This is a genomic window from Sulfuriferula multivorans (assembly GCF_003851125.1).
Taxonomy (GTDB): domain Bacteria; phylum Pseudomonadota; class Gammaproteobacteria; order Burkholderiales; family Sulfuriferulaceae; genus Sulfuriferula; species Sulfuriferula multivorans.
The window spans coordinates 171,394-196,263 of the sequence record NZ_BGOW01000003.1; the positions used below are offsets into that span (position 1 = coordinate 171,394).

Genomic DNA, 24,870 nt, shown 5'->3' on the forward strand with positions numbered 1-24,870 from the left:
TGCGTTGGTCGGTGTTTCACGTGGAACATCAACATTAAATGCGCATTGGCATTACGACATATTTAAAGCTGGCATCGTCCGGTTGTACCAGCAGCATGCTGCTGTTTGCGTCTCCAAACAGGCATTGAACCGCGTCGCAAGACAAATTATTCAACGCGTCCAGCAAATAGGAAACATTGAAACCGATGTCTATAGCCGCACCCTGATATTCTACCTCCAACTCTTCTTGTGCCTCTTCCTGCTCATTGTTATTACAGATAATGCGCAATTCGTTTGGATTTAATACCAGGCGCACGCCCCTGAATTTTTCGTTGGAGAGAATGGCTACTCGCTGTAACGCCTGCAATAGCGCCAGTCTCGATACCTTGAGCACGTTCGTGTGATTGTTTGGAATCACGCGGTTGTAGTCTGGAAACTTTCCTTCAATTACTTTGGAAACCAGTTCTATGCGAGCAAAACTGAATGCGACCTGGTTTTTACGGACTTCTATTTGAATCAGATCATCACTATCCGCTAACTGTTTGCCTAATTCCTGCACGGTTTTGCGTGGAACGATAATCTCCTGGGGTGGGCTTTCTTGCTCCATTTCTGCGGAAGCAAAGCTCAAGCGATGGCCGTCCGTGGCAATCACCATAATCGTTTTTCCATTTAAAACCAGCAGCATACCATTCAGATAATAACGAATATCCTGTTGTGCCATCGCATACTGAACTCTGGAGATCAGGTGTTTTAGTGTTTTTTGTGGAAGACTGGCGCGGCTTTCTGTTTCTCCGTTTGATTCAATTACCGGAAAATCAACGGCAGGCAATGTTTGCAAATTAAATCGGCTCTTGCCTGCCTTGATTTGTATTTGTCCTTCATTGACCTCAAGACGAAGATTGGCTTTGTCGGGAAGTGCACGGCAAATATCCAGAAGTTTCTTTGCGGATACGGTAATAGCAAAATTATCTTCCGTTGCGATTGCCTGGGTCGAGGTACGTATCTGGATTTCCAGGTCTGTGGCCGTCATGGCCAACACACCTGCATTTTTTTCAATTAAAACATTCGACAGTATCGGGAGTGTATGGCGTTTTTCCACTACTCCGGTCACTATCTGTAGGGGAAAAAGCAAAGTATCGCGTTCTGCTTCTAGTAATAACATATATAACCTTAATAGTAATAGTTAAAGGTTGCGTAAATTCTGTATAAGATACATTTATGTTGTTCTATCAATAAGATAGATAACTATTTAATATGCGGCTAAACCCAGTATGACGCATAGGCAAATTGTGGATAAGTTTTCCTAAAAGGATATTTATCGACTTATTCACAATTTGTGCACAACTTGCCCACTAACTTGTTAACACCTGTAGCAGCAATGCATATTCCCTGCTCATGGCAGCATCTTGTTCTTTGAGTTCTACAATTTTACGGCACGCATGCAAAACCGTGGTGTGATCACGCCCGCCAAAGGCATCACCAATGTCCGGGAGGCTCAGCGATGTCAATTCTTTTGCCAGAGACATTGCCATCTGTCGAGGGCGAACCAAGGACCGGGTACGTTTTTTGGAATACATTTCCACTACTTTTATTTTGTAGAAATCGGCCACGGTTTTCTGGATATTTTCAATGGAAACCTGACGACTTTGTACCGCCAGCAAATCTTTCAGTGACTCTTTCACCAAATCCAGAGAGATGCCGCGGGCCGAAAACCTGGCATAGGCAAACACGCGTTTAAGTGCGCCCTCCAATTCGCGCACATTTGAACGGACTTGCTTGGCGATGAAAAACGCAATATTTTCTTCTAGCACGACGCCTTCAGCCAAAGCTTTCTTAAGAAGGATTGCCACGCGCATTTCCAATTCAGGGGGTTCGATAGCAACAGTCAAACCCCAGCCAAATCTGGATTTCAGGCGATCTTCCATACCTGCGATTTCCTTGGGATAGGTATCACAGGTAATGATGACCTGTTTACGTGCTTCGATGAGTGCGTTGAACGCATAGAAAAACTCTTCCTGCGTCCGGCCTTTGCCACTAAAAAATTGAATATCATCAATCAGCAACAAATCCAGCGAATGATAATGGCGCTTGAAATCATCAAATGTTTTATGCCGATAGGCGCGCACTACATCGGATACATAATTTTCCGCATGGATATAGCTAATACGGGCAGCGGGGTTGTAAGTATGCACCACATTGCCGATGGCCTGGATCAGGTGAGTTTTACCAAGACCCACCCCGCCATAAATAAATAGCGGGTTATAGGCAGTACCGGGATTTTCAGCGACCTGAATCGCCGCTGCGCGGGCAAGCTGGTTAGCCTTTCCAGTAACGAAACTATCGAACGTGAACGTTGGGTTGAGGCGTTTGGGTGATTCGGGTGGGCTCGTGTTGGGCGCAATTACCGCAGCGACTGCGGAAGGCACAGATCTTGGCATGGAAAACGTCGGCTCACCAAGACCGAGATTAATTTCTGTAGGTTCACCAAAGTAAGCGAGCGCTAAAGCCTCTATTCGAGCCAGAAACTTTTCCTTTACCCAGTCGAGCACAAACCGGTTGGGGGCCAGCAGCCGAAAGGAGTCCTCGTCCAGCGCCGGTTTGAGGGGCTTGATCCATGTATTGAATTGCTGCGGCGGCAGGTCTTCGGCAAGATGGTTTAGGCAGCTCTGCCAAAACTCATTCATAAATATAAATGGGGGGTAATTGATGGTGCATAGAAGCTTTGGTGCTTGCGGGGGCGCTTGCCTGAAAAACACTGAACGCAGATTCTAACCCCGAGGGGGAAACTTATCCACAGGTAGTCTAGATAATTACAGGTTGACAGGAGGCGCAATAAAATAGTCTAATCACGTGTTTTACAGAATCATTTTACCTAGGATTTGTCATGAAACGTACTTATCAACCGTCCGTAATCCGCCGCAAGCGCACACACGGCTTTCTGGTTCGCATGAGAACCAAAGGTGGGCGCGCGGTCATCCGCGCTCGTCGCGCCAAAGGCCGTGCCCGCCTCGCTGTTTAAGTCCGGAATTATAGCCAATAATGCAGAAATAGCCGAAAGGCAAGATTGGCGTTTTCCTAGGCAATCAAGGCTGTTGAAAACGGATGAATATTCATCCGTTTTTAATTTCCGTTGCGGACAGAGCGGTAATTTTGTTCGTGTTTATGCCAAGCCCAATCAATTGACCCATGCGCGCTTGGGAATCGTTGTTGGAAAAAAAGAATTGCGTACGGCCGTAGCGCGCAATCTAGCCAAGCGCACGGTACGCGAAGTCTTTCGCACGAATCAGCAAGACATCCCGGCCATGGATATTATTGTGCGCATCATGAAACCGTTCGACAGGTCCAATGTCTTGCTAGTACGCGAAGAATTACTTCAATTGCTGCATAAATCCAAACGATGTCTCGGCTCCTGATATACCTGGTCAAGATTTACCAATATGCGATCAGCCCGCTATTAGGCTCGCATTGCCGTTTCACGCCAACCTGTTCCCAGTATGCCGTCGAGGCGCTCACCAAGCATGGAGTGGCCAAGGGATTTTGGTTATCGATGCGCCGAATATCCCGTTGCCATCCGCGTCATCCGGGTGGTTATGATCCTGTCCCTTAAACTATCAAAGCCAAAATGGATACCCAAAGACTAATTCTGTTTGTTGTATTTTCCTTCTCTTTGTTGATGTTATGGGAGAACTGGCAGAAGCACGACCAACCCGTGGCTACGGTTAGCGCACCGACACAGGCAACTACTGCCAGCGTAGCGCCGGTGCCGACCCTGGATCAACAGCATGTGACGCCGGCGCCAACACCCTCTGCGGCGGCACCCGGCTTGGTCAATGGTCCCCGGGCGGTGGTGACCACGGATGTATTGCGCGCAGAAATAGACGCAAATGGCGGGGATTTACGCAGTCTGGATTTGACGAGATACCAGGACGCAGTAGACAAAAACAAGACTTTGCGGTTGCTGGAACAAACGCCCGGGCATGAATACATTGCACAATCCGGGTTGATCGGGAGCGACTTGCCGACCCATAAAACCCTGTTCCAGCTGACCCCGGGTAATTACACCTTGGCGCCTGGACAAGACAAAGTCCAGGTGCCGATGACCTGGGTTGACCCTGCCACGGGCGTAAAGGTTACCAAAACCTACACGTTTCATCGAGACAGTTACGAAATCGATGTGGGTTATCAAATAGCCAACCCGAGCAAACTTGTCATACCTGTTTATGCCTATTTCCAGCTTCTGCGCGATGGCAAAGCGCCGGAAGGCGAATCACATTTTATTCACACCTACACGGGCCCGGCGTTATATACCGAGCAAAGTAAATTCAAAAAGGTGGAGTTCAAACAAATAGACAAGGGGGAGCAGGACTACCCCCGCTATTCCAATGACGGCTGGATCGGCATGGTTCAGCACCACTTCGTCTCCGCATGGCTGCCCAAGAACGGGCCTAAACGCGAGTTCTACACCAAGCCGGCCGGCGATGGATTATACAGTGCCGGCGTCATCATGCCCGAGGGTAGTGTGCAACCGGGTGCCAGTTTGAGTTTCTCAACGCCGTTATACGCAGGCCCTCAGATACAGAAAACCTTGACCGCCTTGGCGCCCGGCCTGGATTATGTGGTGGATTACGGCCTGCTTACGCCTATCGCGGCCCCCATATTCTGGACCTTGCAGAAGATCCACCAATATGTTGGCAACTGGGGCTGGTCGATCGTTATTCTGACCATACTGATCAAAATAATGTTCTTCCCGCTTTCTGCGAAGAGCTACAAATCCATGGCGCAGATGCGCGGGTTGGCGCCGCGTTTGCAACGGCTCAAGGAGCAGTATGGCGATGATCGCCAAAAGCTGCACCAAGCCATGATGGACTTGTACAAAACCGAGAAAATCAATCCGCTCGGCGGCTGTCTGCCGGTGGTGGTACAGATACCCGTATTTATATCACTGTACTGGACGCTGTTGGGAAGCGTGGAAATGCGCCAGGCGCCATTCGTGTTGTGGATACATGACCTGTCTGCACCGGACCCCTACTATGTACTACCGATTATCATGGGAATTACCATGCTGATCCAGACGCGCCTGAACCCCACCCCGCCGGATCCGATTCAGGCCAAGGTCATGATGATTATGCCGGTGGCGTTCAGCATATTTTTCTTCTTCTTCCCTGCAGGACTGGTGTTGTATTGGCTGGTGAATAACCTGATATCCATTTCCCAGCAGTGGTACATCACCCGTCGTGTCGAGGCCGCCAAAGCCGGCCATGGCAAGCAAGGATAACGACACCATTGCTGCGGTTGCCACCGCGCCCGGTCGCGGTGGCATAGGCGTAGTGCGTGTTTCCGGAAGCCAACTCGCACCGCTTGCAAAAGCCATTCTGGGGCAAGAACCACGACCGCGCATAGCCCAGCTATGTCGCTTTCGCGGCAACCAGGGGGATGTCCTGGATGAGGGCATTGCCCTGTATTTTCCTGCACCCCATTCATTTACTGGCGAAGATGTTCTCGAGTTGCAGGGACATGGCGGCCCGGCCGTATTGCAGCTCATCATGTCACGTTGTTTCGAATTGGGGGCACGCCCGGCGCAGGCTGGGGAGTTTACCCGGCGCGCTTATCTAAACGACAAGCTTGATTTGGCCCAGGCCGAGAGCGTGGCGGATCTGATTGACGCGGCATCTACAGAAGCGGCGCGCTGTGCCTTGCGTTCGTTGACCGGAGAGTTTTCGCGACGCATTCATGAATTGGTGGAGGCGCTGATCAATTTGCGCATGTTAGTAGAAGCCACACTGGACTTTCCCGAAGAAGATGTCGATTTTTTGAAGGCGGCAGACGCCTTTGGCAAATTGACTGCAATACAAACCGCACTGGAAAAAACCCGCAAGGAAGCACGCCAGGGCAGTTTATTGCGCGAGGGAGTTCAGGCGGTTTTGATCGGGCAGCCCAATGTAGGCAAATCCAGTTTGCTCAATCAGCTTGCGGGGCAGGATGTGGCGATTGTCACGCCAGTCGCCGGCACGACGCGGGATACCGTGCGCGAAACCATACAGATACAGGGCGTACCGCTACATATTATCGACACGGCCGGGTTGCGTGAAACCGAGGATGAAATCGAACGCATCGGTATAGCACGTACTTGGGAAGCGATACGCCAAGCGTCCGTAGCTTTGTTGCTGGTGGACGCACAACACGGCATTACTGCGGCAGAGCAAGAGATTATCGTTGCGCTGCCAAACACATTGCCGCTTTTAACCATTCATAACAAAATCGATCTTAACCAGGAACACCACCGCAAGCAGGGTAACGATCTGTATCTGTCGGCCAAGACCGGCGAGGGGGTGGAAGCTTTGCGCACAGAGCTCCTTAAAATTGCCGGATGGCAACCGGAAGGCGAAGGCTTGTTTATGGCGCGTGATCGACATCTGGATGCTCTGGCCCAGGCAGCCCGGCATATCGAACAAGCCAGTCAGTCTGGCGATAGGCTGGAATTTTTAGCTGAAGAATTGCGGCTGGCACAGAATGCCCTATCCGCCATAACCGGAGAATTCAGCGCCGATGATTTGCTGGGAGAAATTTTTAGCCGTTTCTGCATCGGAAAATAGGGGGAAATCCCCAGAACCGACCATAATGCGCCGCATTGGGCGATCATTGAGCCCCCAAGGGCTTAGCATCGGGCGGCTGAATATTGTGCAGCGAGGCTCGATATGGCGGCCCGGTTTTTGGCTGAGGCTTTCAAAAACCCAAACCCCCCAATGTTTCACGTGAAACAAACTTAACCTTTATGCGGGTTCGGCGTATCATTCCGAGTCTTGTGTACTTGCGTCAAGCAGAACAAATCCATGAATTTCCCAGAACGGTACGATGTAATTGTAATTGGTGGTGGTCACGCGGGCACCGAGGCGGCGCTCGCGTCGGCGCGCATGGGCCAAAAAACACTGCTGCTTACACATAATATCGAGACGCTCGGGCAAATGTCGTGTAACCCGTCAATCGGCGGTATCGGTAAGGGTCATTTGGTAAAAGAGGTGGACGCCCTGGGCGGCGCCATGGCAGCAGCGACGGATGAGAGCGGCATCCAGTTCCGTATCCTGAATTCATCCAAAGGCCCAGCGGTGCGCGCGACGCGCGCCCAGGCCGACCGGGTGCTGTACCGGCAGGCGATACGTAGGCGTTTGGAAAATCAGCAGAATTTGTGGCTGTTTCAGCAGGCAGTGGACGATTTGCTGGTGACCGGCGATCGCGTTGATGGAGTAAAAACCCAGTTAGGGCTGATATTTCATGCGCGCGCTGTGGTGCTGACGGCGGGAACGTTCCTGGCGGGCTTGGTGCATGTCGGGCAATCCAATTATCAGGCAGGGCGTGCAGGCGACCCGCCCGCAATCAGCCTGGCGCATCGTCTGCGCGAGCTGAAGTTGCCGGTGGGGCGCCTCAAGACCGGCACGCCGCCGCGCCTGGACGGGCGCAGCCTGGATTATTCGGTTATGGAAATACAGCCCGGCGACGACCCGGCGCCAGTGTTTTCGTTTCTGGGCAATGCCAGTCAACATCCGCACCAATTGCCGTGCTGGATTACTCATACCTCGGAAGAGACGCACGAAATTATTCGCAACGGGCTGGATCGATCCCCGTTATACACAGGCGTTATTGCCGGGGTTGGACCGCGCTATTGCCCGTCTATTGAAGACAAGGTGGTGCGATTTGCGGAAAAGCTATCGCACCAGATATTCGTTGAGCCGGAAGGCTTGACGACCCATGAGGTATATCCGAACGGCATTTCGACCAGTTTGCCGTTCGATGTGCAAATGGCGTTGGTGCGTTCGATCAAGGGCTTCGAAAAAGCGCATGTGACGCGACCAGGGTATGCCATTGAATATGATTATTTCGATCCAACCGGACTGAAAAGCTCTCTCGAAACCAGGGCTATTCAAGGCTTGTTTTTTGCCGGGCAGATCAATGGCACGACAGGTTACGAAGAGGCTGCCGCGCAGGGCTTGCTGGCCGGTATCAATGCCGGATTGTACGTACAGGAGCGCACGGCGTGGTGCCCGCAGCGCAACGAAGCTTATCTGGGTGTGTTGGTGGATGACCTGATCACCCGGGGTGTCACCGAGCCGTACCGGATGTTTACCAGCCGCGCGGAATATCGTTTGTCTCTGCGCGAAGACAATGCCGACCTGCGCTTGACGGAGGCGGGGCGCAGGCTGGGTGTGGTTGATGATTTGCGCTGGGACGCATTCATGCGCAAGCGCGACGCCATTGAGGCCGAACTGGCGCGCCTGCGCAGCGTGTGGGTGCGCCCGGAAACGTTGGCCGAGGCAGATGCGCTGCGTGTGCTCGGCAAGCCGATAGAACATGAATACAGTCTCTATGAGTTATTGCGTCGCCCGGATGTGGACTATGCAGGAATATTAAGCTTGTCCGACACGAGCGCGGTTACAAATGACCCGCAAGTGATTGAACAAGTAGAAATCCAGGCCAAATATCAGGGCTATATTGAACGCCAGCATGACGAGATCGAGCGTGGTCGTGCCTTGGAGGGGCGGCCATTGCCTCCCGATCTGGATTACAGCACGGTGCACGGTTTGTCGGTCGAGGCACAGCAAAAGCTGAATCGCCACAAGCCCGAAACCATAGGACATGCCTCACGTATTTCCGGGATAACCCCTGCGGCGGTTTCTGTATTGCTGGTGCACTTGAAGCGGACCGGCGCCTCCATAAAACATAAAAATTACGCATGACCCCGTATCAGCAACTGGAAACGGGCGCGCGTTCGCTAGGGTTGGCGCTGGACGAAAAGCAGTTATCCTGGCTGATGCAGTACTTGAGCCTGATCCAGAAATGGAACCGTGTGCATAATCTGACGGCGTTACGCGATCCTCAAAAAATGCTGACCCACCATTTGCTGGACAGTCTTGCCGTGTTGCCACACCTTTGCGCAGATCGCTTGCTGGATGTAGGGAGTGGCGCGGGTTTGCCCGGAATTCCCTTGGCAATTGCTCGCCCAGACTGGGAAATCACGCTGTCTGACAGCAACCACAAAAAATCCAGCTTTCAGCAACAGGCGGTAATAGAGCTGGGTTTGAGCAACGTACGCGTGGCCCCAGGGCGTGTGGAAGATATCCGTCTGGAGCAAAAATTTGATGGCGTGATCTCCAGGGCATTCTCCGAGATTGCGGATTTCATTGCGTGTACATGCCACTTGTTGGCTACGAACGGGCGCTGGTATGCCATGAAGGGGGTGTGCCCGGACGAGGAACTGGCGCAATTGCCGGCCGGAGTCGAAGTGGAGCGGGTCGTGCCATTGACCGTCCCCGGGCTGGGTGCGCAACGTCATCTGATTATCCTGAAAGCGGTGTAATGGCAAAAATTCTGGCAATAACCAATCAAAAAGGCGGTGTCGGAAAAACCACCTCGGCGGTAAATCTGGCGGCAAGCCTGGCCGCCCTGGGGCAACGCGTCTTGCTGATAGACCTTGATCCGCAGGGCAACGCCACCATGGGCAGCGGCGTGGATAAGCGCAGCTTGCGGCATACCGTATACCATGTACTGCTGGAGCTGGCGTCGTTGCCGGAAGTGCGCCAGCATTCGGAAAGCGGCAAGTTTGACTTGCTGCCGGCCAACCGCGAACTGGCGGGGGCGGAGGTAGAGCTGGTTGATCAGCCACACCGCGAAACCCGGCTTAAAAAAGCGCTGTCCACGGTGGTGGCGGAATATGACTATATATTGATAGATTGCCCGCCGGCACTTAACCTGCTTACCGTGAATGGGCTGACTGCCGCTGATGCAGTGATGATTCCCATGCAGTGTGAATATTATGCTCTGGAAGGGCTGTCCGATCTGGTCAATACGATTAAAAAAGTACGCGCCAGCCTGAATCCGCAGCTGGAAATAGAGGGTTTACTGCGCACCATGTTCGATCCGCGCAACACCCTTGCCCAACAGGTTTCTGATCAGCTCAAACAGCATTTTGGGGGCAAGGTTTACGATACAGTGATCCCGCGCAACATCCGGTTGGCGGAAGCGCCCAGCCATGGCTGCCCGGTATTATCGTATGACCGCAATTCCAAGGGCGCGCTAGCGTACCAAAATCTTGCAGAAGAAATGCTGCAGCGCAGCCTTGAGACTAAGTAAGCGCACACTAACTTGAGATGGGGTTGAATAAATGGCGAGATTAAAAGGCTTAGGACGCGGGCTGGATGCGCTGCTGGGAGGGGAAGATGCCCCGGCTCTGCCGGGCGAGTTGCGCAATTTGACGGTAACCCAACTGCAGCCAGGAAAGTATCAGCCGCGCACTAGAATGGACGAGGCTTCGTTACGCGAGCTGGCGGACTCGATCAAGTCCCAGGGTCTGATGCAGCCGATTCTGGTACGGGCAGTGGGTGCAGAGCGTTATGAAATCATTGCGGGCGAACGGCGGTGGCGTGCGGCGCAATTGGCCGGCATGAGCACGGTGCCAGTGGTCGTGAAGGTGGTACCGGACGAAGCCGCGCTGGCGATGGCATTGATAGAAAATATCCAGCGCGAAGACCTTAATCCGATGGAGGAGGCTACAGGCATTCAGCGTCTGATCGATGAGTTCAATATGACCCACCAGGCCGCGGCAGAAGCGGTAGGGCGCTCGCGTAGCGCAGTAACCAACCTGCTGCGTTTGCTCAATTTGGCCAAACCGGTTCAGGCCATGGTGCTGGAGCAGCAACTGGATATGGGGCATGCACGGGCATTATTGGCGCTTACTCACCCCAAGCAGAATGAAGCCGCGCACATGATTGTGCAAAAGCAACTCTCGGTACGAGAAACGGAACGCCTGGTAGGACAATTGCTCAATCCGCCCATCACGGCCATCAAGAAAATAGACCGGGACATCCAGCGTCTCGAAGAAAATTTGTCGGATCGTCTGGGTACGCGAGTCAATATCCAGTCGCGCAAGGGCGGTGCAGGCAAGCTGACAATAGAATACGCCAGCCATGAACAGCTGGAAGGCATACTCAGCAAGCTCTAGCCAACCGCGCCTGGGCGACAGGAAAATTTGTAGACGATTTGTAAATATGCAACATACTTCTTCGCCACAACATCAAACCACCTAATCGTTGCATTAGGTATGCTAATTAAGGTATCATCCGCGTCTATTTACAGGTTGGCATGCTTACCTGTGGCTTGAATGCGCACAATAATTCCGCAACACCAAAAGCCTGATTCTGACATTCGCCTGGCCTTGCTGGTGCAAGGCGGGGTGCTGCTGGTGGCAGCGATACTGGTTTACTTGGTGTACGGACAAGCAAGCGCCATGGCTGTGGCGTCCGGCGGTTTGGTTGCATTGGCAAACAGCGGCTTGCTGGCTTGGCGCATGCGGGGCGCGGAACGGCGTGTTGACACGGATGCGCAGCAGGATTTGCGCATGCTGTATCGCACCGGCCTGGAACGATTTGCATTGGTAGTGTTTTTTTTAGCACTCGGCATGGGTGTTCTGAAGCTTGACCCTCCGGTCATGATTGCAGGATTCGTGCTGGGACAACTGGCCTGGCTGGTCGGCGTTACGATCAGACTAGGACGGACACATTGAAGATTAATTTTTAGAGTAGCGCTATGTCGACTGAAGCACTCACTTCTTCGGAATATATCAAGCATCACCTGCAGAACCTGACGTATGGCAAGTTGCCTGGCGAAGAGCACTGGCACCTGGCACACAGCGCGCAGGAAGCCAAAGCCATGGGGTTTTGGGCGTTCAATCTGGATACGCTGGGCGTATCGCTGGTGCTGGGTGTGTTCTTCCTGTTCCTGTTCCGGCTGGTGGCGAAGTGTGCCAGCAAAGGTGTGCCGGATGGTTTGCAGAATTTTGTCGAATGGATAGTTGAATTCATCGACACCAGTGTACGCGGCTCCTTCTCGGGCAAAAACCCGCTGGTGGCACCCCTGGCATTAACCATTTTCGTCTGGATTCTGTTAATGAATCTGATGGATTTGATACCGGTCGACTGGGTGCCGCAGCTTGCACATCTTGCGGGCTTGCCGTTTTTCAAGGTGGTGCCCAGTACCGATCCCAATGCGACATTCGGCATGGCCATCGCGGTGTTTTTCCTGGTGATCTACTACAGCATCAAGATGAAGGGCGTGGGTGGTTTTGTGGGCGAGTTGACCCTGCAGCCCTTCGGCAAGCTGGGGCTGCCTGCCAATATTTTCCTCGAGGGCGTCAACCTGATCGCCAAGCCGGTGTCACTGGCGTTGCGGTTATTCGGCAATATGTATGCAGGCGAGATGATCTTTATTCTAATCGCGCTGATGTTTGGAGGCGGGCTCGGCATCGGCCTGTTCGGTGGCGCGCTACAGTGGGGTTGGGCCGTGTTCCACATCCTGATTGTTACCTTGCAGGCATTCATTTTCATGACGTTGACCATCGTCTATCTGGACATGGCGCATCAAGAGCACCATTAATCACCAGTTTCGCTTTAATCACTTTAACTTTAGTCGGAGGAGTAACAAATGGACATGATCCACGCAGTGCTGTACATCGCCGGTGCCCTGATGATGGGCCTGGGCGCTCTGGGTGCCTCGATCGGCATCGGTATTCTGGGCGGCCGTTTCCTGGAAGGTGCTGCCCGTCAGCCCGAACTGATCCCCATGTTGCGCACCCAGTTCTTCATCGTCATGGGTCTGGTTGACGCGGTGCCGATGATCGCTGTTGGTCTGGCCATGTATGTGCTGTTTGCAGTGGCTGGCTAAGCTGGATACTAACCGTAGAAAGGTTCTGGCATGAATATCAATGCTACCCTGATCGGGCAATCCATCACATTTTTCGTGTTTGTATGGTTTTGCATGAAATTTGTGTGGCCGCCTATCATGAATGCGTTGGCCGAGCGCAGGAAACAGATTGCCGACGGGCTTGCTGCAGGTGAACGCGGCAAGCACGAGCTGGAGCTGGCCTCCAAACGCGCTGTCGAAAACCTGCATGAAGCCAAGCAAAAAGCGGCAGAAATTATTGCCCAGGCAGACAAGCGTGCAGCACAGTTGGTCGAAGAAGCCAAAGGCGCAGCCAAGCTTGAGGCTGACCGTATGATTGCTGGCGCACAAGCCAGCATCGCGCAAGAAACCGTGCGCGCCAAAGAAGCGTTGCGCGGACAAGTGGCGGGGCTGGCAGTTGCCGGCGCAGAGAAAATCCTGCGCCGTGAAATCGACGCCAAAGCCCACGCCGATTTGCTCGATGCAATCAAGAACGAGCTGTAGCCATGGCTGAAATCGCAACCATCGCACGTCCTTATGCTGAAGCTGTTTTCAGTCTGGCCAAACAGGCTGGCGCGCTGGACGCCTGGTCCGAACAAATGGCACTGGCCAGCGCAGTGGCCACAGATCCTGAAATGAGCCGCTTGGCAGCCGACCCCAAAGTCAGCGCAGAGCAGTTCAGCGGGCTATTTCTCGCTGTGTGTGGAGACAGGCTGGGAGCAGAAGCCGGCAATTTTATCCGGTTGCTGGTCGACAATGGCCGCATCAGTGTGTTGCCCGAAGTCGTTGCCCAGTTTGAGGCGCTTAAAGCCAGCGAGGGAGGCGTGCTGGATGCGACAGTCACCAGCGCGTTTGCCATGAGCGAAACCCAGTTAGCCGAATTGTCTGCCCGCCTGGAGAGCCGTTTCAAGTGCAAGATCAACGCCAGCGTAAATGTTGACCCCGCGCTCATTGGCGGCGTTGTTGTTGCCGTGGGTGACGAAGTGTATGACGCTTCGGTACGCGGCAAGCTGCAAGGCATGGCATACGCGCTAACACGTTAAGAGATTCCGTCTAGGAGCCACAATGCAACTCAATCCCACCGAGATCAGCGATCTCATCAAGAGCAAAATCCAGAACCTGGCTACAGCTTCCGAGCTGCGTACCCAGGGCACCGTCGTTTCAGTTACAGACGGTATCGTCCGCGTTCACGGTTTGTCCGACGTGATGCAGGGCGAGATGCTGGAATTTCCCGGCAACACCTTCGGCATGGCACTGAACCTGGAGCGCGACTCCGTTGGTGCCGTGGTGCTGGGTGAATACGAACACATTACAGAAGGCGACACGGTCAAGTGCACCGGCCGTATTCTGGAAGTGCCCATCGGCCCCGAGCTGATCGGGCGCGTAGTGAATTCACTGGGCCAGCCAATCGACGGCAAAGGCCCGATCAATACCAAGCTCAGTGCTTCCATCGAAAAAATCGCGCCCGGCGTGATTGCGCGTCAATCGGTGACCCAGCCGCTGCAAACCGGTCTGAAATCGGTCGACGCGATGGTGCCCATCGGGCGTGGTCAGCGCGAACTGATCATCGGCGACCGCCAGACCGGCAAAACAGCCGTCGCGGTGGATGCCATCATCAACCAGAAAGGCACCGGCGTAACCTGTATTTATGTCGCCGTGGGACAAAAGGCGTCATCGGTTGCCAACGTCGTGCGCAAGCTGGAAGAGCACGGCGCCATGGGTCACACCATCGTCGTCGCGGCGACGGCTTCCGACTCTGCTGCGATGCAATACATTGCGCCCTATGCGGGCTGCACCATGGGCGAATACTTCCGCGATCGCGGCGAAGATGCGCTGATCGTATATGACGACCTGACCAAGCAAGCCTGGGCGTACCGCCAGATTTCCCTGTTGCTGCGCCGTCCGCCAGGTCGTGAGGCGTACCCCGGCGACGTGTTCTACCTGCACTCGCGCCTGCTGGAACGCGCCGCACGCGTCAACGCCGATTATGTGGAAAAAGCCACCGGCGGCGCCGTCAAAGGCAAAACCGGTTCGCTGACCGCATTGCCGGTGATCGAGACGCAAGCCGGCGACGTGTCCGCGTTCGTGCCGACCAACGTGATCTCGATTACCGACGGCCAGATCTTCCTGGAAACCGACCTGTTCAACGCCGGTATCCGTCCTGCAATTAACGCCGGCCTGTCGGTGTCACGCGTCGGTGGCGCCGCGCAGACCAAGGTGATCAAGAAGCTGGGCGGCGGTACGCGCCTGGCGCTGGCCCAATACCGCGAACTTGCGGCGTTCGCACAGTTCGCATCGGACCTTGATGAAGCGACTCGCAAACAACTGGAACGCGGCAAGCTGGTGACCGAGCTGATGAAGCAGAACCAGTACGCGCCGATGAACGTTGCAGAAATGGCGCTCACCCTGTTTGCCGTGAACAAAGGCTACATGGATGACGTGGACGTGAAGAAAACGCTGGCATTTGAAGCTGCGCTGGCCTCCTACGTCAAAGGCAAGCATGGCGACCTGCTGGAAAAAATCCAGAGCAGCGGCGACATGACAGCCGACACGGAAGCGGCGTTGACCAAGGCTATCGAGGCATTCAAGTCCTCCGCCGTCTACTGATCGGGAAGCAATCATGGCTGCCGGAAAAGAGATACGCACCAAGATCAAGAGCGTGGAAAACACGCGCAAGATCACCCGCGCCATGGAAATGGTGGCGGCTGCAAAAATGCGCAAGGCTCAGGAACGCATGCGCGCTGCGCGCCCGTACGCCGAGAAAATCGGCAACGTGGCTGCCCACCTGTCCCAAGCCAACCCGGAGTATAAGCACCCGTTCGTGGTCAAGCGCGAGAACGAAAAGCGCGTCGGCCTGATCGTGGTCACCACCGACAAAGGCCTGTGCGGCGGCCTCAACACCAACGTGCTGCGTCTGGTAGTGAACAAGATGAAGCAGTGGGATGTGGCCAAGCTGGGTGTGGATGTCACCGCAATTGGCAACAAGGGGTTGGGCTTCATGCAGCGTACCGGGGCCAACGTGGTGTCACACATGATTGCGCTGGGCGATACGCCGCATATGGAACGGCTGATCGGCCCGGTCAAGGTGATGCTGGATGCCTACATGGAAGGCAGGATTGATGCCCTTTATGTGGTGTACAACCGCTTCGTCAACACCATGAAACAGGAACCGACGCTTACCCAGTTGTTGCCGCTGGCTGCCGAACCAAGTGACAAGCCGGTGCACCACTGGGACTACATCTATGAACCGGATGCCAAATCGGTAGTGGATGGCCTGTTGACGCGTTACATTGAGGCGCTGATTTATCAGGCGGTGGCTGAAAACATGGCGAGCGAGCAAAGTGCGCGCATGGTGGCGATGAAGGCCGCCTCAGACAACGCCAAAAACGTGATCGAAGAGCTCAAGCTGGTCTACAACAAGACCCGTCAGGCCGCGATCACCAAAGAACTCTCCGAGATCGTGGCTGGTGCCGCGGCCGTTTAAGCAATTTTGTTATTTCAAGGAACGACGATGAGTCAAGGCAAAATCGTACAAATCATTGGCCCGGTGGTTGACGTGGAATTCCCGCGCGACAGCTTGCCCAAGGTCTATGACGCACTGAAAATGGACACCCCCGAGCTGACGCTGGAAGTCCAGCAACAGCTGGGTGACGGCATCGTGCGCGCCATCGCCATGGGTACTACCGACGGCCTGCGCCGCGGTATGCTGGTGAGCGGTACCGGCGCCGCAATTTCGGTGCCGGTCGGGATTAAAACCCTGGGCCGCATCATGGACGTGCTGGGCAACCCCATCGACGACATGGGTCCGATCGGCAACGAAACCAGTTGGGGCATCCATCGCAAGGCACCGGCTTTCGACGAGCTGGCCGCATCCAACGAGCTGTTGGAAACCGGTATCAAGGTGATCGACCTGATCTGCCCGTTCGCCAAAGGCGGCAAGGTCGGCCTGTTCGGCGGCGCCGGCGTGGGCAAGACCGTGAACATGATGGAGCTGATCCGCAACATCGCGGTGGAGCACAGCGGTTACTCGGTGTTCGCCGGCGTGGGCGAGCGCACCCGAGAAGGTAACGACTTCTACCACGAGATGAAAGACGGCGGCGTGCTGGACAAGGTAGCACTGGTCTACGGCCAGATGAACGAGCCGCCTGGTAACCGTCTGCGCGTCGCCCTGACCGGCCTGACCATGGCCGAATACTTCCGTGACGAAGGCCGCGACGTGCTGCTGTTCGTCGACAACATCTACCGCTACACCCTGGCCGGTACCGAAGTATCCGCACTGCTGGGCCGTATGCCGTCTGCGGTGGGTTATCAGCCCACTCTGGCGGAAGAAATGGGTCGCCTGCAGGAGCGCATCACCTCCACCAAGAAGGGTTCCATCACCTCGATCCAGGCGGTGTACGTGCCGGCGGACGACCTGACCGACCCGTCGCCGGCGACCACCTTCGCCCACCTCGATGCCACCGTCGTGTTGTCGCGCCAGGTTGCCGAACTGGGTATCTACCCGGCCGTGGATCCGCTCGACTCCACCTCGCGCCAGCTGGACCCGCTGGTGGTGGGTGAAGAGCACTACAGCGTAGCGCGCGGCGTGCAGTCGGTGCTGCAGCGTTACAAAGAATTGCGCGACATTATCGCGATTCTGGGTATGGACGAGCTGGCCCCCGAAGACAAGCTGGCCGTGGCGCGTGCGCGCAAGATCCAGCGTTTCCTGTCGCAGCCGTTTTTCGTGGCTGAAGTGTTTACCGGGGCACCCGGCAAGTATGTGTCGCTGAAAGACACCATCAGCGGCTTCAAGGCCATTGTCAACGGTGAATACGATCACCTGCCCGAGCAGGCGTTCTATATGGTTGGTACCATTGAAGAGGCGGTCGAGAAAGCCAAGACCATCTAGTAATACCGGCCACGGCGCAGGCATCGTCTGCGCCGGATGAGCGAACACAGGGAAGCGAGATTTATGGCCATGACCATTCATGTAGACATCGTCAGCGCAGAAGCTGAATTGTTCTCCGGCACCGCGGAATACGTGGTGGTACCGGCAGAAATGGGTGAAGTGGGGATTTACCCACGACATACCCAGATGCTGACACGCATCAAGCCCGGAACGGTGCGCATCAAAAAGCCTGACGTTGCAGAGGAAGAAGTTATTTATGTTTCCGGCGGTATGCTGGAAGTGCAGCCTAACGTGGTGACCATCCTGTCCGATACCGCTATTCGCGGCCACGATCTGGATGAGGCCAAAGCGCTGGAAGCCAAGCGCCATGCTGAAGAAGCCATGCGTAACCGCGCTTCGGAAATGGATTACGCCAAGGCACAGGTAGAGTTGGCCGAAGCGGTTGCGCAGATTGCGGCTATCCAGAAATTGCGCAAGCATAGTTGATACGTGCGTTAATGCGGACAAAAAGGCAACCTGCGGGTTGCCTTTTTGTTTATTCAGGAAGTACATGATGGACCTGAAATTTCACACAATGAGCAAAATACTGCTAGGATTACTGGCAGGAATCCGATAGGTCACCAAAATAATTAAACGAGGGGGGATGACTATGAGTTTTATCAACGAGTTCAAAGCATTTGCCATGAAAGGCAATGTGGTTGATTTGGCGGTTGCTGTCATTATTGGCGGCGCCTTCGGCAAGATAGTGGAATCGTTGGTCAAAGATATTGTCATGCCGATCATCGGCCAATTGGTCGGCGGCGTAGACTTCAAGGAGCTCTACATCAACTTGGGCAATACCGCATACACCACCCTGGAACTGGCAGAAAAAGCAGGCGCTCCACTGATTAAATACGGATTATTTATCAATGCTGTCGTCAATTTCGTCATCATTGCGCTGGCTATTTTTGTAGCAATCAAGGCGATGAGCAAATTGCAAAAAGCGGCACCGCCTGCCGCGCCAGCAGCTCCTCCAGAGGAGATATTATTGCTGCGCGAAATCCGTGACAGTCTGCAAAAATAAACGGTAACATCCAGTAACGCCCCGCCCGGTTTAACCGGCGGGGCGTTGTGTTTTTAGGAAGGCGTCAATATCCGGGTAAGCCAGGTGGACGTTCAGCTCGGACTTGATACGCCTGTTCGCCATACGCCGGGATTCGCGCATGAAAGACAGCAGTTGCGCGGGCAGTGTGGACTCGGCCTCGGCGCGGGTGACACGTGGCGGCGCAGGCAGGTCGAAGGCCGCCGCTACCCGTACGAAATAATCCCCCATACACAGCTGGCTATCATCGCTGGCATGAAAGACACGCCCGGCGCGTGCTCGAAATAATGCGTGAACCGCAATCTGTGCCAGGTCATCGGCATGGATGTGGTTAGTGAATACATCGTCTTCGGCACACAGCACGGGTGTGCCGCGTTGCAGGCGTTCGATCGGTAGTCGCCCGCCAGCATAGATTCCCGGTACCCGCAGAATGCTGGTGGCTACCCCATTGCGTCGTCCCCAGCGGCGCACCTGCTGCTCGGCATCAAGGCGCCGTCGCGCACGCACATTTTGCGGACGGGGTGGGCGCGTCTCGTCAATCAATGCCCCAGCGCAGTCGCCATATACACCGCTGGTGCTGATGTACACCAGTCGGCGTGGTAAAATTCGGCTTTTCCCCAGCATCGACAACAGCTTGCGCGTGCGCATATCGTGCACGCCGTGTGCGGGCGGCGGGGCGAAGTGCAGCACCCAGTCCGCGATACCCGCCAGACGCGTCAGGCTGGCACGATCGTCGAGATCGCCGGGGATAGGGGTAATGCCCGCTTCACGCAGGTGCTGCGCCGATTGCGGCGTTCGCGCCAGCGCGTACAGCCGGTGCTGGGGCGCCAGCAATCGTGCGGTGCGCAAGCCCACATCGCCGCAGCCGATGATCAGTATATTTGCCATTAGCGTATTTTAGAGGAAGTACATGCCTTACCAGATTACCATTCAACCCAGCGGTCACATTGTTCATGCGGATGACGACGAAACCATACTCGCCGCCGCGCTGCGCGAAGGCTATATGCTGCCCTACGGCTGTCGCAACGGCGCTTGCGGTACCTGCAAGGGCAAGCTGGTGGCGGGCGAGATCGATTATGGCGAATACCAGTCCGGCGCGCTGTCCGACGCCGATATCGACGCAGGCAAGGCGTTGTTCTGCGTAGCGCGTCCGCTCAGCAACATCAGCATCGAGTGCCGCGAAGTCGGCGCAGCCAAGGACATCCAGATTAAAACCCTGCCGTGCCGGGTACACAAGCTCGAGCGGCTTGGCCATGATGTGATGGCGCTGCACCTCAAACTGCCCGCCAACGAGCGCCTGCAATTCCTCGCCGGACAATATATCGATATTTTGCTCAAGGACGGCAAGCGCCGCAGTTTCTCGCTCGCCAATGCGCCGCATAACGACGACTACCTGCAACTGCATGTGCGCCATATCCCGGGCGGCGAGTTCTCCGAGCATATTTTTACGCGCATGAAAGAGAAGGACATCCTGCGCTTCGAAGGGCCGCTAGGCAGCTTTTTCCTGCGCGAAGACAGTGGCAAACCCATTATCTTCATGGCCGGAGGTACCGGCTTTGCCCCAGTCAAAGCCATGCTCGAACATGCCTTCCATCACCACGTTGACCGCGAGATGGTGTTGTACTGGGGGGCACGCCAGTTACGCGATTTATACATGCCGCAGCTGCCCGGCCAGTGGCAGCAGGAATACCCCAACTTCACCTTCATTCCGGTACTGTCCGAGCCCGTTCCGGAGGATGCCTGGCCTGGCCGTACCGGGCTGGTCGCCGACGCCATCCTGCAGGATTTCCCGGATTTGTCCGGCTACCAGGTCTATGCCTGCGGCGCACCGGGGATGGTGGATGCTGCGCATAAAACCTTTCTCCAGCACGGCCTGCCGGAAGACGAATTTTTTGCCGATGCATTCCTGTACCAGTCCACGCCCGCCAAGTAAGGGCATGGCATTAACGGCAACATCCAGCCGCATTAACCAAACATGATTGCCGGCATTCCCGTCGAATTCATCCTGTTCGCGCTTACCCTGCTGGGCGTGGCGGTGTTGCACCGCCACAATCTGCCCATCGCGCTGGCCGGGCTGGCAGCGATTGGCGCGTATAAATGGCTGGCGCAGGACTATGCGCTGGCGCTGCATTTCCTGCACGAATGGAAGCTGGTGCTGAATCTGCTCGGCCTGCTGCTGGGCTTTGCGATCCTGGCGAAGCATTTCGAAGATTCCGGTGTGCCCGACCTGATGCCGCGCATCCTGCCCGATGACTGGAAGGGCGGCTTTGTGTTGCTGATCCTGGTGGCGCTGATGTCGACTTTTCTCGACAACATCGCTGCCGCCATCCTGGGCGGCGTGGTGGCGCGCAAGGTTTTCAACGGTCGCGTCAGCGTGGGCTATCTGGCGGCGATCGTCGCGGCCAGCAATGCCGGCGGCGCAGGTTCGGTGGTGGGCGATACCACCACCACCATGATGTGGATTGCGGGGGTGCCTGCGCTGCACGTTGCCGATGCATTTATTGCGTCGAGCGTGGCGCTGCTGGTGGTGGGCGTGTTTGCCAGCCGCGCCCAGCATCGTTATCAGCCGATCCAGGCCGACCCGCGCAGCGGTGTGCATGTGGATGCTGAAGAACTTGGGATTCTGAGTGTCGTGGTGCTGACGCGGGTGCTGGTGGCAGGGCTGATTATCGGCGGTGCGGTGGCGGGCAATGTGCTGGTGGATTTCCCCGCGCTGGGGGCATGGATCGCAGTGCTGATCGGTGGCCTGTTCCATCCCATCCCCTGGGCCGAGGCGAAAAACGCCTGGAAGGGAACGCTGTTCCTGATCGCGCTGGTGCTGGCCGCGTCACTCATGCCGGTGGCCGCACTGCCGCTGCCCAGTTGGCATACCACGCTGGGCCTGGGCTTCGTCAGCGCCGTGTTCGACAACATTCCGCTCACCGCGCTGGCATTGAAGCAGGGCGGCTACGACTGGGGCATGCTGGCGTTCGCCGTGGGTTATGGCGGTTCGATGATCTGGTTCGGTTCCTCCGCAGGGGTGGCCATCTGCAACGGCTTTCCTGAGGCCAAAAACACCTGGCAATGGATCAGGCAGGGCTGGTTTGTGCCGGTAGGCTATGTGCTGGGGTTCTTCGTGCTGCTGGCGCTGCTGGGCTGGCATCCGGACGCGCTGAAAGCGACCGGCGCCTAGCCGGGGTGTGGCGTACTGCCGTGACCTGATCGCCATGCGTTGGGTGACAGGGGCACGCAGATGGTGCTATTGTCGAAGCCGATTATGGACAGTCTTACAGCGATCCTGTTTAGTCCCTTGCCGATAGATGTGATGCTCGGCGTCATCGTGCTCTGGATCGCGCTGGGAGTGCTCGGTCTGTTCGCCCCGCTGAGTCTGCGTTTTGTAGGGCACGTCCTGTTTCCGCTGGGTGCAGTGGGCGGGCTGATCCTGGCAGGTGCAGGCCTGATCGGCATGGCGGCGCGGCCGGAGACGGCCGTCCTGGTGCTGGGGCTGCCCGGCTTGCCTTTTCACCTGCGGCTGGACGCCCTGTCGGCATTTTTCCTGGTGCTGCTCGGAGCCGTGTCAGCCGGGATTTCGATTTATTCGGCCGGCTATTTCCGTAAAGACGAGGGCACGTCACCCGGCATGCACGGCCTCCTGTATCACTTTTTCCTCGCCGCGATGGCTTTGGTGATGCTTGCCGACGATGCGTATCTGTTCATGGTGGCGTGGGAAACGATGGCGCTGTCTTCGTACTTCCTGGTCACCAGCAACCACAAGGTTCCCGAAATCCGCCGCGCGGGTTTTCTTTACCTGTTGATCGCCCATCTCGGTGCCATTGGCATTCTGTTGAGTTTTGGCGTCATGCAAGGTGGGCATGGCGACTATACTTTCGCGACTATGCGCACCAGCCATCTGAGCGAATTCTGGGCAAGCGCGACATTTCTTCTGGCGCTGTTCGGTTTCGGCGCCAAGGCGGGAATTTTGCCGCTCCATGTCTGGCTGCCGGAGGCCCACCCAGCCGCGCCGTCGCCAGTGTCCGCGCTGATGAGCGGCGTGATGCTGAAGACGGCGATCTATGGATTGCTGCGTGTGACTTTCGACCTGTTGCAGACGCAACTGTTGTGGTGGGGCGTGCTGGCGCTGTTGCTGGGCCTGCTGACTGCGCTGTTCGGCGTGATGTTCGCGGCGGTGCAGACCGACATGAAACGCCTGCTCGCGTATTCTTCGATCGAGAACATCGGCATCATTCTGGTGGGCATCGGGCTGACGCTGATTTTCCATGTCTATGCGCTGGGCGCGCTTGCCGCCCTCGCGCTGGCGGCGACCCTGTATCACTGCCTCAACCATGCGTTTTTCAAAAGCCTCCTGTTCCTGGTCACCGGCACGGTGCTGCACTCGACCAGGGAACGCAGTCTGGGCAAGTTGGGCGGCCTGATCCGCAGCATGCCCTGGGTCGCATGGCTGGCGTTGATCGGCACCCTTGCCATGGCCGGGCTGCCGCCGCTCAATGGTTTTGTCTCGGAATGGCTGTTGCTGCAGGCGTTTCTGGCGACCCCGAGCCTGCCCAGTTCCTACCTGAGCATGCTGGTGCCGGTGGAGGCAGCGGCGGTGGTGCTCGCCATCGCACTGGCGGGCTATGTCATGGTCAAGTTCTACGGCGTGATCTTTCTCGGCCAGCCGCGCGAGGCAAGGCTGGCCACCGCGCACGATGCCAATTGGCTGGAGCGGATTGGCCTCGGCTGGCTTGCGCTGGGTTGCATTGCGCTCGGCCTGGCGCCGGTGTTCGTGCTGCTGCAGCTGGATCAGGTTACCCGGCTGCTGACCGGACATACAGTAGGCGCTACGGCGGCCCAGTCCGGCTGGCTGTTCGTCGTAGCGACGACCCCTGAACACGCGAGCTACAGTCCGCTGCTGTTTCTGCTCGGCATCTTGGCCTTGCTGCTGCTGACTTTCGTGCTGGTGCGCAAACTCTACCATGGGCGCATGCGGCGCGGTCCGGCCTGGGATTGCGGTTATCCGCAGCAAACGGCGCGCATGCAGGATACGGCGGAAGGCTTCGGGCAGCCGATCAAACAGATCTTCGAGCCGTTTTTCCGCATTGAGCGCCAGATGCCGAGTCCGTTCGATGCGCACCCCCATTATCAGGGCAAGGCGGAGGACAAGCTGTGGTACGCGCTCTACCTGCCCATCGCGCGGCTGGTCGAGCGCATCTCCCTGAAGATGAGCACATTACAGCATGGCCGCATCCACATTTATCTGCTGTACAGCCTTGTCACGCTGCTGTTCCTGCTGCTGTTTACCCGATGATCTCTTCCATTTTCTCCCAGCTATTCCAAACCCTGCTCATCGTGGTGCTGGCACCGCTGCTGCTGGGCTGGGTCAATCAATGCCGCGCCTGGCTACAGAACAAGCGCGGTGCCGGGGTGTTGCAGCCGTACCGGGTTTTGCACAAGCTGTTCCATAAAGACGCGGTACTGGCGGACAATGCATCGTCCCTGTTCCGCACCGCCCCGTATATCCAGTTCGCTTGCATGGTGCTGGTCGCGAGCATTGTTCCGATGGTGGCGACGGACCTGCCATTTGCCGCGGCTGCCGACGTCATCGCGCTGGTGGGATTGTTCGCGCTGGCGCGGCTGTTCGCGGCGCTCGCGGCCATGGACATCGGCACCGCGTTCGGCAGTATGGGTGCGCGGCGCGAGATGCTGGTGGCCAGTCTGGCGGAACCGGCTCTGCTGATGATACTTTTCACGCCTGCGCTGATCGCCCATTCCACCTCGCTCACCACCATCGTCGAGGCGCTCGCACACCGGGAATTCGTGCTTTATCCCAGTCTCGCCTTCGCCGCCGTGGCTTTTGCGATGGTGGCGCTGGCCGAAAACGCCCGCATCCCGGTCGATAATCCCGCCACCCATCTGGAACTGACCATGATCCACGAGGCCATGATTCTCGAATATTCGGCGCGTCACCTGGCGCTGATCGAATGGGCAAGCGCAATCAAACTGAGCAATTACAGTGCAATCGGGATCGCCTTGTTTCTGCCGTGGGGTATCGCCAGTGCGGGTGACTGGAACGCCGTACCGCTGGCATTGGCGGTGCTGTTCGTTAAGCTGCTGCTGGGTGGCGCCGGGCTCGCCCTGCTGGAGACCCTGTCGGCCAAGCTGCGCATTTTTCGCGCACCGGAATTCCTGGGAACCGCCTTTCTGCTTGCGGTTCTGGGGATGCTGATGCTGGAGCTGTAAA

The 24,870-nt window shown here is 56.2% G+C and carries 26 protein-coding genes; 23 read left to right on the forward strand and 3 right to left on the reverse strand.

All coding sequences use genetic code 11. The features are described 5' to 3' along the window. Nucleotides 1-34 precede the first annotated feature (34 nt). Complete coding sequence (gene dnaN, locus EI185_RS03435) at nucleotides 35-1,141, reverse strand: DNA polymerase III subunit beta (RefSeq protein ID WP_124703718.1); 1,107 nt, start codon at nucleotides 1,139-1,141, stop codon at nucleotides 35-37. Nucleotides 1,142-1,331: 190 nt separating this feature from the next. Beyond that, entirely contained in the window at nucleotides 1,332-2,663 is a 1,332-nt protein-coding gene (gene dnaA / locus EI185_RS03440) for a chromosomal replication initiator protein DnaA (protein ID WP_124703719.1), read from the reverse strand. Between the two features lie 200 nt (nucleotides 2,664-2,863). Here dnaA and rpmH point away from each other — a divergent pair, with 200 nt between their 5' ends. From rpmH to mscL, 19 genes are all read left to right on the forward strand, one after another. Further along, nucleotides 2,864-2,998, forward strand: coding sequence for a 50S ribosomal protein L34 (gene rpmH, locus EI185_RS03445; RefSeq protein WP_124703720.1), 135 nt, complete (start codon nucleotides 2,864-2,866; stop codon nucleotides 2,996-2,998). Further along, nucleotides 2,940-3,392, forward strand: coding sequence for a ribonuclease P protein component (rnpA, locus tag EI185_RS03450; protein ID WP_124703721.1), 453 nt, complete (start codon nucleotides 2,940-2,942; stop codon nucleotides 3,390-3,392). Before rpmH ends, rnpA begins: the two co-directional genes overlap by 59 nt. Continuing rightward, nucleotides 3,377-3,586, forward strand: a complete 210-nt coding sequence (gene yidD / locus EI185_RS03455; RefSeq protein ID WP_124703722.1) for a membrane protein insertion efficiency factor YidD — start codon at nucleotides 3,377-3,379, stop codon at nucleotides 3,584-3,586. The genes rnpA and yidD overlap by 16 nt, the downstream gene beginning before the upstream one ends. A gap of 15 nt (nucleotides 3,587-3,601) precedes the next feature. Next, on the forward strand, nucleotides 3,602-5,254 hold the full coding sequence (gene yidC, locus EI185_RS03460) for a membrane protein insertase YidC (protein WP_124703723.1): 1,653 nt from the start codon (nucleotides 3,602-3,604) through the stop codon (nucleotides 5,252-5,254). Continuing rightward, nucleotides 5,238-6,572, forward strand: coding sequence for a tRNA uridine-5-carboxymethylaminomethyl(34) synthesis GTPase MnmE (gene mnmE / locus EI185_RS03465; protein WP_124703724.1), 1,335 nt, complete (start codon nucleotides 5,238-5,240; stop codon nucleotides 6,570-6,572). Before yidC ends, mnmE begins: the two co-directional genes overlap by 17 nt. Before the next feature lie 237 nt (nucleotides 6,573-6,809). Further along, nucleotides 6,810-8,708 (forward strand): tRNA uridine-5-carboxymethylaminomethyl(34) synthesis enzyme MnmG, encoded by a 1,899-nt coding sequence (gene mnmG / locus EI185_RS03470; protein ID WP_124703725.1) that lies wholly within the window; start codon nucleotides 6,810-6,812, stop codon nucleotides 8,706-8,708. After that, nucleotides 8,705-9,328 (forward strand): 16S rRNA (guanine(527)-N(7))-methyltransferase RsmG, encoded by a 624-nt coding sequence (gene rsmG, locus EI185_RS03475; RefSeq protein WP_124703726.1) that lies wholly within the window; start codon nucleotides 8,705-8,707, stop codon nucleotides 9,326-9,328. Before mnmG ends, rsmG begins: the two co-directional genes overlap by 4 nt. Further along, on the forward strand, nucleotides 9,328-10,101 hold the full coding sequence (locus EI185_RS03480; protein ID WP_124703727.1) for a ParA family protein: 774 nt from the start codon (nucleotides 9,328-9,330) through the stop codon (nucleotides 10,099-10,101). Before rsmG ends, EI185_RS03480 begins: the two co-directional genes overlap by 1 nt. 31 nt (nucleotides 10,102-10,132) lie before the next feature. Next, nucleotides 10,133-10,969, forward strand: coding sequence for a ParB/RepB/Spo0J family partition protein (locus EI185_RS03485; RefSeq protein WP_124703728.1), 837 nt, complete (start codon nucleotides 10,133-10,135; stop codon nucleotides 10,967-10,969). 159 nt (nucleotides 10,970-11,128) lie between these two features. Further along, entirely contained in the window at nucleotides 11,129-11,530 is a 402-nt protein-coding gene (locus EI185_RS03490; protein ID WP_124703729.1) for an ATP synthase subunit I, read from the forward strand. Nucleotides 11,531-11,553: 23 nt separating this feature from the next. Beyond that, a complete protein-coding gene (gene atpB / locus EI185_RS03495; protein WP_124703730.1) occupies nucleotides 11,554-12,399 on the forward strand; it encodes a F0F1 ATP synthase subunit A in 846 nt (281 codons plus the stop codon). Nucleotides 12,400-12,447: 48 nt separating this feature from the next. After that, nucleotides 12,448-12,687: a F0F1 ATP synthase subunit C gene (gene atpE, locus EI185_RS03500; RefSeq protein WP_124703731.1), complete on the forward strand. Its 240-nt coding sequence runs from the start codon at nucleotides 12,448-12,450 to the stop codon at nucleotides 12,685-12,687. Between the two features lie 30 nt (nucleotides 12,688-12,717). Next, entirely contained in the window at nucleotides 12,718-13,188 is a 471-nt protein-coding gene (locus EI185_RS03505; protein ID WP_124703732.1) for a F0F1 ATP synthase subunit B, read from the forward strand. A gap of 2 nt (nucleotides 13,189-13,190) precedes the next feature. Further along, nucleotides 13,191-13,727, forward strand: a complete 537-nt coding sequence (locus EI185_RS03510; protein WP_124703733.1) for a F0F1 ATP synthase subunit delta — start codon at nucleotides 13,191-13,193, stop codon at nucleotides 13,725-13,727. 22 nt (nucleotides 13,728-13,749) lie between these two features. Further along, nucleotides 13,750-15,291: a F0F1 ATP synthase subunit alpha gene (atpA, locus tag EI185_RS03515; protein ID WP_124703734.1), complete on the forward strand. Its 1,542-nt coding sequence runs from the start codon at nucleotides 13,750-13,752 to the stop codon at nucleotides 15,289-15,291. Nucleotides 15,292-15,304: 13 nt separating this feature from the next. Continuing rightward, nucleotides 15,305-16,168, forward strand: coding sequence for a F0F1 ATP synthase subunit gamma (gene atpG / locus EI185_RS03520; protein ID WP_124703735.1), 864 nt, complete (start codon nucleotides 15,305-15,307; stop codon nucleotides 16,166-16,168). 27 nt (nucleotides 16,169-16,195) lie between these two features. Next, nucleotides 16,196-17,572: a F0F1 ATP synthase subunit beta gene (gene atpD / locus EI185_RS03525; RefSeq protein ID WP_124703736.1), complete on the forward strand. Its 1,377-nt coding sequence runs from the start codon at nucleotides 16,196-16,198 to the stop codon at nucleotides 17,570-17,572. 63 nt (nucleotides 17,573-17,635) lie between these two features. Beyond that, nucleotides 17,636-18,058, forward strand: coding sequence for a F0F1 ATP synthase subunit epsilon (locus EI185_RS03530; RefSeq protein WP_124703737.1), 423 nt, complete (start codon nucleotides 17,636-17,638; stop codon nucleotides 18,056-18,058). Nucleotides 18,059-18,221: 163 nt separating this feature from the next. Continuing rightward, nucleotides 18,222-18,635: a large conductance mechanosensitive channel protein MscL gene (gene mscL, locus EI185_RS03535; protein ID WP_124703738.1), complete on the forward strand. Its 414-nt coding sequence runs from the start codon at nucleotides 18,222-18,224 to the stop codon at nucleotides 18,633-18,635. A 30-nt stretch (nucleotides 18,636-18,665) separates the two neighbouring features. Here mscL and EI185_RS03540 read toward each other — a convergent pair whose 3' ends face one another. Further along, nucleotides 18,666-19,541 carry an SDR family oxidoreductase gene (locus tag EI185_RS03540; RefSeq protein WP_124703739.1) on the reverse strand — a complete coding sequence of 292 codons (876 nt, stop codon included), beginning with the start codon at nucleotides 19,539-19,541 and terminating at the stop codon, nucleotides 18,666-18,668. Between the two features lie 22 nt (nucleotides 19,542-19,563). Between EI185_RS03540 and EI185_RS03545 the strand changes: the two genes are divergently transcribed. From EI185_RS03545 to EI185_RS03560, 4 genes are all read left to right on the forward strand, one after another. Then, nucleotides 19,564-20,586, forward strand: a complete 1,023-nt coding sequence (locus EI185_RS03545; RefSeq protein ID WP_124703740.1) for a CDP-6-deoxy-delta-3,4-glucoseen reductase — start codon at nucleotides 19,564-19,566, stop codon at nucleotides 20,584-20,586. A 42-nt stretch (nucleotides 20,587-20,628) separates the two neighbouring features. Further along, nucleotides 20,629-21,825 (forward strand): citrate transporter, encoded by a 1,197-nt coding sequence (locus EI185_RS03550; RefSeq protein ID WP_124703741.1) that lies wholly within the window; start codon nucleotides 20,629-20,631, stop codon nucleotides 21,823-21,825. Between the two features lie 84 nt (nucleotides 21,826-21,909). Then, entirely contained in the window at nucleotides 21,910-23,937 is a 2,028-nt protein-coding gene (gene hyfB / locus EI185_RS03555) for a hydrogenase 4 subunit B (RefSeq protein ID WP_124703742.1), read from the forward strand. Then, entirely contained in the window at nucleotides 23,934-24,869 is a 936-nt protein-coding gene (locus EI185_RS03560) for a respiratory chain complex I subunit 1 family protein (protein ID WP_124703743.1), read from the forward strand. The genes hyfB and EI185_RS03560 overlap by 4 nt, the downstream gene beginning before the upstream one ends. Nucleotide 24,870 lies beyond the last annotated feature (1 nt).

Bases quoted from the DNA above. Each gene is read 5' to 3' on its own strand.
- EI185_RS03530 (WP_124703737.1), top strand. From the start codon at position 17,636: ATGGCCATGACCATTCATGTAGACATCGTCAGCGCAGAAGCTGAATTG.
- atpB (WP_124703730.1), top strand. From the start codon at position 11,554: ATGTCGACTGAAGCACTCACTTCTTCGGAATATATCAAGCATCACCTG.
- hyfB (WP_124703742.1), top strand. From the start codon at position 21,910: ATGGACAGTCTTACAGCGATCCTGTTTAGTCCCTTGCCGATAGATGTG.
- atpD (WP_124703736.1), top strand. From the start codon at position 16,196: ATGAGTCAAGGCAAAATCGTACAAATCATTGGCCCGGTGGTTGACGTG.
- EI185_RS03490 (WP_124703729.1), top strand. From the start codon at position 11,129: ATGCGCACAATAATTCCGCAACACCAAAAGCCTGATTCTGACATTCGC.
- mscL (WP_124703738.1), top strand. From the start codon at position 18,222: ATGAGTTTTATCAACGAGTTCAAAGCATTTGCCATGAAAGGCAATGTG.
- EI185_RS03545 (WP_124703740.1), top strand. From the start codon at position 19,564: ATGCCTTACCAGATTACCATTCAACCCAGCGGTCACATTGTTCATGCG.
- atpE (WP_124703731.1), top strand. From the start codon at position 12,448: ATGGACATGATCCACGCAGTGCTGTACATCGCCGGTGCCCTGATGATG.
- atpG (WP_124703735.1), top strand. From the start codon at position 15,305: ATGGCTGCCGGAAAAGAGATACGCACCAAGATCAAGAGCGTGGAAAAC.
- rpmH (WP_124703720.1), top strand. From the start codon at position 2,864: ATGAAACGTACTTATCAACCGTCCGTAATCCGCCGCAAGCGCACACAC.
- dnaN (WP_124703718.1), bottom strand. From the start codon at position 1,141: ATGTTATTACTAGAAGCAGAACGCGATACTTTGCTTTTTCCCCTACAG.
- EI185_RS03485 (WP_124703728.1), top strand. From the start codon at position 10,133: ATGGCGAGATTAAAAGGCTTAGGACGCGGGCTGGATGCGCTGCTGGGA.
- yidD (WP_124703722.1), top strand. From the start codon at position 3,377: ATGTCTCGGCTCCTGATATACCTGGTCAAGATTTACCAATATGCGATC.
- EI185_RS03560 (WP_124703743.1), top strand. From the start codon at position 23,934: ATGATCTCTTCCATTTTCTCCCAGCTATTCCAAACCCTGCTCATCGTG.
- atpA (WP_124703734.1), top strand. From the start codon at position 13,750: ATGCAACTCAATCCCACCGAGATCAGCGATCTCATCAAGAGCAAAATC.
- mnmG (WP_124703725.1), top strand. From the start codon at position 6,810: ATGAATTTCCCAGAACGGTACGATGTAATTGTAATTGGTGGTGGTCAC.
- dnaA (WP_124703719.1), bottom strand. From the start codon at position 2,663: ATGAATGAGTTTTGGCAGAGCTGCCTAAACCATCTTGCCGAAGACCTG.
- EI185_RS03510 (WP_124703733.1), top strand. From the start codon at position 13,191: ATGGCTGAAATCGCAACCATCGCACGTCCTTATGCTGAAGCTGTTTTC.
- EI185_RS03505 (WP_124703732.1), top strand. From the start codon at position 12,718: ATGAATATCAATGCTACCCTGATCGGGCAATCCATCACATTTTTCGTG.
- yidC (WP_124703723.1), top strand. From the start codon at position 3,602: ATGGATACCCAAAGACTAATTCTGTTTGTTGTATTTTCCTTCTCTTTG.
- mnmE (WP_124703724.1), top strand. From the start codon at position 5,238: ATGGCAAGCAAGGATAACGACACCATTGCTGCGGTTGCCACCGCGCCC.
- rsmG (WP_124703726.1), top strand. From the start codon at position 8,705: ATGACCCCGTATCAGCAACTGGAAACGGGCGCGCGTTCGCTAGGGTTG.
- EI185_RS03540 (WP_124703739.1), bottom strand. From the start codon at position 19,541: ATGGCAAATATACTGATCATCGGCTGCGGCGATGTGGGCTTGCGCACC.
- EI185_RS03550 (WP_124703741.1), top strand. From the start codon at position 20,629: ATGATTGCCGGCATTCCCGTCGAATTCATCCTGTTCGCGCTTACCCTG.
- EI185_RS03480 (WP_124703727.1), top strand. From the start codon at position 9,328: ATGGCAAAAATTCTGGCAATAACCAATCAAAAAGGCGGTGTCGGAAAA.